The 6,792-nt window shown below is 59.7% G+C and carries 7 protein-coding genes; 4 read left to right on the top strand and 3 right to left on the bottom strand.

The genetic code is table 11. The features are described 5' to 3' along the window. The 3 genes from NW835_RS10415 to NW835_RS10405 form a co-directional block, all read right to left on the bottom strand. The coding region (locus tag NW835_RS10415; RefSeq protein WP_414415249.1) for a glycogen debranching N-terminal domain-containing protein at positions 1-1,013 on the bottom strand (1,013 nt) is incomplete at its 3' end. 57 nt (positions 1,014-1,070) lie between these two features. Further along, the gene (locus NW835_RS10410; RefSeq protein WP_414415248.1) at positions 1,071-2,153 is read right to left on the bottom strand and encodes a glycosyltransferase family 4 protein; all 1,083 of its coding nucleotides are present in this window, start codon (positions 2,151-2,153) and stop codon (positions 1,071-1,073) included. Between the two features lie 207 nt (positions 2,154-2,360). Beyond that, entirely contained in the window at positions 2,361-3,095 is a 735-nt protein-coding gene (locus NW835_RS10405) for a hypothetical protein (protein ID WP_414415247.1), read from the bottom strand. Positions 3,096-3,347: 252 nt separating this feature from the next. Between NW835_RS10405 and purF the strand changes: the two genes are divergently transcribed. The 4 genes from purF to NW835_RS10385 form a co-directional block, all read left to right on the top strand. Next, positions 3,348-4,895: an amidophosphoribosyltransferase gene (gene purF, locus NW835_RS10400; RefSeq protein ID WP_414415246.1), complete on the top strand. Its 1,548-nt coding sequence runs from the start codon at positions 3,348-3,350 to the stop codon at positions 4,893-4,895. A gap of 41 nt (positions 4,896-4,936) precedes the next feature. Next, positions 4,937-5,464 (top strand): peptide deformylase, encoded by a 528-nt coding sequence (def, locus tag NW835_RS10395; RefSeq protein ID WP_414415245.1) that lies wholly within the window; start codon positions 4,937-4,939, stop codon positions 5,462-5,464. An 8-nt stretch (positions 5,465-5,472) separates the two neighbouring features. Continuing rightward, on the top strand, positions 5,473-5,889 hold the full coding sequence (locus NW835_RS10390) for a thiol-disulfide oxidoreductase DCC family protein (RefSeq protein WP_414415244.1): 417 nt from the start codon (positions 5,473-5,475) through the stop codon (positions 5,887-5,889). 451 nt (positions 5,890-6,340) lie between these two features. Continuing rightward, a partial coding sequence (locus tag NW835_RS10385; RefSeq protein WP_414415243.1) for a pentapeptide repeat-containing protein occupies positions 6,341-6,792 on the top strand: 452 nt, incomplete at its 3' end.

The raw sequence follows: 6,792 nt of genomic DNA, 5'->3' as shown, positions 1-6,792 counted from the left end.
CGGCTGGGATCCACCTCCTGCGCCTGGTGGGCTGCTAGGTACAGCAACACCCCCCGGGCCAAGTCGGGGAACCACCAGAGGGTGGCCAAGGCGGTGATCAGCGCGTCGCGGCCAAAGACCGTGGCAAACCAAGGCACCCCGGCGTGGGGATAGAGCCCATAGGGGGTGCGGGCCAGCATCATCACCAGGTCGTCCCGCGAGGCGTTGAGCCACTCGTTAAACTGGGCGTTGCCAGTATCGATGCGGTGGGCCAGAGCTCTTAGCGCCGCCCGCTGCTCCCGCTCCGCCTGCAGCGCCTCCTGGTAGGTCAAAGGCGGGATCTCCTCGCCGCCATAGCTGCAGACGACCCTCACCTCCAAATCCCGCTCCTCCTGCGGCGCCAGCGGCACCCACCACTGCGCCAGCTTTTCCGAAACCACGTCCGGAGGAGGGGAAAACAGGATCCGGGTTTGCCGCTCCACCCCGTCCAGGCCGCGGTAGCGCAAGGTTACCCCTTCTGAGCTCACCTGGGCTGGCAGCAGTTGTCCCCGCCTTGTCCGCCGGATGCCGCGAATCTCGAACATATCGGCAAAATCGGCCTCAAAGCGCAGGGTAAGGGGCACGCGGAGCGTCTCCAAACCGTAGTTGTGAAGGCGGATCCGCTCATAGGCCACGTTGTTCCATAAAAAAGTGGTGCGCAGGACGTGCAACGTCTCCTGCTCAATGAACTGCCCCTCCGAGGTGGTGAACTCGGGGTTGGTGAGATCCACCGCCAGAATATCCTTGTCTTCCCGCACCTCCGAGCTGAGCAGCAAAAACTGTTTCCCCTGCAAATCCAAGACCAGCCGCGACAAAAAGCGGGTATCGTCGCGGAACAGGCCGTGATCCCGGATGCCGAGGGGGCGCATGTTGCCCAAGCGGTCAAAAATAGCAAAGCAGTTGTCCTGCTTGAGGACATGGGGACGCGCCTCCACCATGGAAGCGCTGGCGCGGATGTAGTACTGATCCTGAATCTGGATGATGTCTTCGGCCATCTGCGTCTTCCCACCCAACCAAAGGAGCAAAACAGTAGCCCCCAGATAGCCCCAGCTTTACCTAGGCAGGGTTGACAGGTCGGGGGTGGCTTTCTTCGAGCGCTCCTGCCGTTTGTTCACCAATTGGTTGTAAAGAGCTTCGTATTCCGACACCATCCTCTCGACGCTAAACCGCTCCTCAAACACCTGCCGCACCCCCGCTCGGTCAAGGGATCCCACCTTTTCTACTGCCTCCACTGCCTCCTCCACCGAGTCCACAATAAAGCCGGAGCGGCGGTCGGCCATCACTTCTGGCACCGAGCCAAAGCGAGTGGCAATCACCGGCGTGCCACAGGCCATCGCTTCAATCATGACTAGCCCAAAGGGTTCCGGCCAGCGGATGGGAAACAGCACCGCATAGGCCTTGCCCAAGAACTCGCTCTTCTCTTGGTCAGTGATTTCCCCCACAATCTCCACATTGGGGTGGCGCCTGGCCAAAGGCTTAATCTCTAACTCGTAGTACTGGCGATCCACGGCGTCAATTTTGATAGCAGCTTTCAGGGGCATCCCTGCCCGCGCGGCAATTTCAATGGCCGTGTCCAGTCCTTTCTCCGGCGAGACCCGGCCCAGAAAAGCCAGGTAATCTCCCTTTTCTGGATAGAAACGGTGCAGATTCAGGGGCAAACCATGATAGACCGTCCCCACCCAGCGCGCCTGGGGCAGGGGCCGCCGCTGGGCATTGGAGATGGAGACCACTGGGATGTCCTGAAACTCGGTGTAGAGCGGCTGCAGCTCCGGAATGTCCAGCCGCCCGTGCAGGGTGGCCAAAAAAGAAACTTCAGGGTGGCGGCGGGCCAGGGCGTAGGGGTAGTAGTCAATGTGGCCGTGGATGATGTCAAACTCATCGGCCATCTGAAAGGCTTTCTCTACCATCAGGATGTGAGGAGCCACCGTGTCAATAGCCGTGGGATCCAAGCGCAAAGCCCGCTCCCGAAAAGGGATGAGACGCGCTTGGGTTTGGGAGTCGCCGCTGGCAAATAGAGTCACCTCGTGCCCACGTCGCACCAGCTCTTCAGTTAACCAAGAAACCACCCGCTCCGTACCGCCGTAGAGCTTGGGGGGCACGCTCTCGTGCAACGGGGCAATCTGGGCAATGCGCATCGTTATCCTCCGAACCCAAGGAGTAGCTGTTGGGGTTGTTGGCGCGTTGAAAGGCACTTTCCGAGCGCTGACCCTGGCAGCTTGTTACAGAATTCTCCTGCTGCCCGCAACCCCTTGGCCCAAGCAGGATCAAGACAGGAATCCATCCAGAGCCAGGCCTAACCTCTATGCTAGCCGGCTAAGCCTCCTGCAGGGGTTGGCGAATGGTTAGGTGGGCCTAGGGCTAGGCGTTGGTGTGGACGAAGGGCTGGGACGAGGGGAAGGGCTGGGCGAAGGCGACACGGAGGGAAAAGGATTGGGCGTGCCGGTCGGGGTTGGTGTTGGGGTGAGTGAGGGCGTCGGCAGTACCCGCAAGGGGGCTTTGGCGGAGGCAATGCGGCCTTGGCTGTCTGCTACCATGGCCGTAACCTCGTAATCTCCAGGGGGGGCAGAGGCCGGAATGGTGATGGGAAGGGTGCCGATGCAGGTTCTGCTGTTGGCCTGACAGCCGGCGGCAGCGGCGGTGAAATCAAACGTGAGGGTGAGGGGGTTCTGTCGGATTTCCACCCGGAAGCTAATGCCGCTGCCCAAACCCGCAGGAGTTGTAACGGCCACCAAGACATTGAAGGGCACCGTCTGTCGGGCGTCCGTTAGGGCCACCACGGCAATCGAAGGTGGCTCTGCTGAGAAAGATGCGGTGGGGGAAGGACTGGGGCTAGGGAAAGGATTCCAGAGTGGAGTGGGGGTCGGGGTGAGCAAAGGCGTCGGGACAGGACTGGGGACGAGAAAAGGAGTGGGTGTTGGCGCCACAACCGTTACCGGCACAGGAGTAATGGTGACTGAGGGTTGCTCGCGGCCATCTTCTTGGCAGGCCACCAGTGACAACGACAGAAAGGCGGCTACGCTGGTCCAAGAGGCCGCTAGCGCCCAACTGCGGCGGAATCCAGAGGACGGCTGTTTCATGGACTTGGGCTCCTCACAACACAAGCTTGGGGGGTTTGTTAGAAGAACCGAGTCTCGGCAGCGTTCAACTCGAAAACCCGCACAGTCCTGCTCCCTTAACGGCGAGTCTCGCAGATCCTCCTAACACTATAGATAGAGTCTCACCTTTTCGCAAACACTATGAGTGGTTCCTGCTGCATGGGATCCGCCTTGGCGGTGAGATCTCAAGAGCGCTCGGGTTAGACTGATAAGTGCCACAGCAAGAGGGGATCCATGGCAGCAAAGGTGGAAGCAGAACCATCGCCAGCTCAGGAAGGGCCCAAAGAGGCCTGCGGCGTGTTCGGCATTTTGGCCCCCGGCGAGGAGGTGGCCAAGCTGACCTACTTTGGGCTGTTTGCCCTGCAGCACCGCGGCCAGGAATCGGCGGGGATTGCCACCTTTGAGGGGGCCTTTTGCCGAGTCCACAAGGCAATGGGGCTGGTTTCCCAAGTGTTTGACGAGGTGAACTTAGGCCAGCTCAGCGGCGATCTGGCAGTAGGCCACACCCGCTACTCCACTACGGGATCCAGCCGCATGGCCAACGCCCAGCCGGTGATTGTGGAAACCCGCTTGGGGCCGCTGGCTTTGGCTCACAATGGGAACTTGGTCAATGCCGAAGAGCTACGGCGTGAACTGGAAGCTGCCGAGTGCTACCTCACCGGTAGCACCGACTCGGAATGTATTGCCCACACCATTGCCCAGGCAGTGAACCAAGGTCAAGACTGGGTGGGAGCCACCTGTCAAGCCTTGCGCCGCTGCCGCGGGGCTTTCAGTCTGGTTATCGGCACGCCAGAAGGCCTGATTGGGGCGCGGGATCCCTACGGCGTGCGTCCGCTGGTGTTGGGGCTTTTGAGCAGCAACCCCGCCAGACAGGAGCTGCTGCAACCGCAGAGGCTGGGGATCCTCTGCAGCAACGGGACGCTCAACCACCCAGAAGCCCAGCCACTGCACTACGTGTTGGCCTCAGAAACCTGTGCTTTGGATATCATCGGGGCGGATTATCTGCGCCAGGTGGAGCCGGGGGAGCTGGTGTGGATTGACCGTCAAGGGCTGCAATCTCTGCGCTGGGCGGAGGCCAACCCCAAACTGTGCATCTTTGAGATGATCTACTTTGCCCGCCCCGACAGTTGCATGCATGGAGAGAGCCTCTATTCCTACCGCGTGCGGCTGGGGGAACAACTGGCCAAAGAAGCCCCGGCGGAAGCTGACTGGGTAATAGCAGTGCCTGATTCCGGCACACCGGCAGCCATTGGCTATGCCCGCCAGTTGGGGATCCCCTACACCGAGGGGCTAATTAAAAACCGCTACGTGGGCCGCACCTTTATTCAGCCCACCCAGTCGATGCGGGAGCGGGGCATTCGCATGAAGCTCAACCCTCTCGAAGATGTGCTGCGGGGGAAGCGGATTGTGATTGTAGACGACTCGATTGTGCGGGGCACCACCAGCCGGAAAATTGTCAAAGCCCTGCGCCAGGCAGGAGCTACGGAGGTTCACATGCGCATCTCCAGCCCCCCCGTTACCCATCCCTGCTTCTATGGCATTGACACCGACAGCCAAGATCAGTTGATTGCTGCCAAGTATTCGGTAGCAGAAATTGCTGAGAAGATTGGGGTGGACTCATTGGCCTACTTGAGCTGGGAAGGCATGCTGGCCGCCACAGGTCGGGATCCCAATTCCTTTTGCTCGGCTTGCTTTACCGGCCACTACCCCATCCCCATTCCTGAGGGGCTGAAGCGCTCCAAGCTGGCTTTGGAGACGGCAGCCAGCCGCAAAGATCGCTAGCAAATGCTGGAGAGTCTGCAGAGGGGGTCTGAGAGCACGCTATGACCTTGCGCCTGCGACAACTGGGGGATCCCATCCTGACTCAAGTGGCTGAGCCGGTCGCCGAGTTTGGGACGCCGGCTCTGCAAAACCTACTTGAAGAGATGCTCGCCACCTTGAAAGAGGCGCAAGGGGTGGGTCTGGCCGCTCCCCAGGTGGGATCCCCTCTCCAGATCCTCATCGTGGCCTCCCGTCCCAACCCTCGCTATCCCGATGCACCCCAGATGGAACCCCTGGTCATGATTAACCCCCGTCCCTTGGCCTTGAGCGACGAGCAGGTGTTGGGGTGGGAGGGCTGCTTGAGCGTGCCCAACTGCCGCGGCTTGGTGGCCCGTGCCCGCGAGGTGGAGGTGGAGTATTACACCCCTGCGGGATCGCGGCAGCAGGTGATCTGGCGGGACTTTCCGGCCCGCATCTTCCAGCACGAATACGATCACCTCTTGGGCCGGTTGTTCCTGGATCGGCAGCCGCAGCAACTGCTTTCTGAGGCCGACTACCAAGCCCGGATTTTGGCCCAGCCCCCTGCCTGAGGATCCCTATGCCCTACCTGGTCATCTACGACGGCCTGTGCAACCTTTGCGCCAATGGGGTCAAGCTTTTAGAGCAACTGGATCGCGGCCAGCAGTTTCGCTACGCCCCCATGCAAGACACGGCCACCCTGGCCCAATGGGGGATCCCACCCGAGCAGATGGAACGGGGGATGATCCTGATCGACCTGGAGCAGCCAGAGCGCCGCTGGCAGGGATCCGACGCCGTCGAACACATTGCCGCCCTCTTGCCCAGCGGATCCCTGTGGCTGGCCCTCTACCGCAACCTCCCCGGCCTCAAGCTTTTGGGAGACTGGGGCTACGCCCAGATCCGGGATCACCGCTACGAGTGGTTTGGCCGCCGCGACACCCTTTATCTACCTGCTGACTGCGAGCGTTGCCGGGATCCCCTGGCCCAGACCGACTGAGGCATGGGTAGCTGAAACGGTTCGTTATGTTGTTACTGCTACACAACGCAGTCGCAAACGCACCGGCAGCGCGGAGTGCCTAGAGAACGTCTTAATCGAGTTTGAAATAACCATCAATTCAATTGTCTAGCACAAGGGATCCCTTTTCCAGGTTTGAACTCCTCTTCTCAAGCCTGGCATGCTTGAAATGCTCTAGACAATCTTAAGACTCGATTAAGACTGACTTCCTGCGGAGAACCCCTCAAGTTTGACTTGAGCTCTCTCCAAAGCCAAGGTAAAAATAGAGACGAAGCTAGCCAACAGGGGGTGGGCCGTGGCTATCAGCGAGGGCGGACAAGTTGCCGGTAGTTCAGAGGTTATTCAGTTGGTTCCTAGAAGGGGGGATCTCGTTAGCGGAAATGGAGCTATTGGAAGTTTTGGCGAAAGAAGCAGAAAGCTTTTTCTACAGACAATGCTACAACCCCTGGATTGGGAAGTGCAGTTTGCGGTTTGGAAAACCCTACTGAACTCTGGCATCCCTCAACTGGTGCAAGTAGCAAAAAGATATCCCGTTCCCCTACGTCCAGTTGGAAACCCTGAAGAGAGATATCGAGCCGGCGAGCGGGACTTTCGCTGGGCAGATCTGGGGAGGGTCAACCTTAGCCGGCTAGATCTAAGGGGGCTTGACTTAAGCGGGGCCAGTTTAGTTCGGGCAAGGCTGAGCCAGGTCAATCTAAGCCACACCAGCCTGATTGGAGCCAACCTCAGCCAGGCAGACCTCAGCGGCGCAGATCTGAGAGGAGCCAACTTAAAGGGAGCTAATCTGATGGGGGCCAATCTCATTGGCGCCAACTTGCAGGGAGCCAATCTGGCAGACGCCAACCTGAAGTGGGTCGTCATTTCCCCCGAAACGCAAATTGACCG

The sequence above is a fragment of the Synechococcus sp. OH2 genome, from assembly GCF_047462155.1.
GTDB lineage: Bacteria > Cyanobacteriota > Cyanobacteriia > Thermostichales > Thermostichaceae > Thermostichus.
Note: the sequence above shows the minus strand (reverse complement) of the source record. Positions and strands in the feature narration are given on the sequence as shown.

Bases quoted from the DNA above. Each gene is read 5' to 3' on its own strand.
- NW835_RS10410 (WP_414415248.1), bottom strand. From the start codon at position 2,153: ATGCGCATTGCCCAGATTGCCCCGTTGCACGAGAGCGTGCCCCCCAAG.
- NW835_RS10405 (WP_414415247.1), bottom strand. From the start codon at position 3,095: ATGAAACAGCCGTCCTCTGGATTCCGCCGCAGTTGGGCGCTAGCGGCC.
- purF (WP_414415246.1), top strand. From the start codon at position 3,348: ATGGCAGCAAAGGTGGAAGCAGAACCATCGCCAGCTCAGGAAGGGCCC.
- def (WP_414415245.1), top strand. From the start codon at position 4,937: ATGACCTTGCGCCTGCGACAACTGGGGGATCCCATCCTGACTCAAGTG.
- NW835_RS10390 (WP_414415244.1), top strand. From the start codon at position 5,473: ATGCCCTACCTGGTCATCTACGACGGCCTGTGCAACCTTTGCGCCAAT.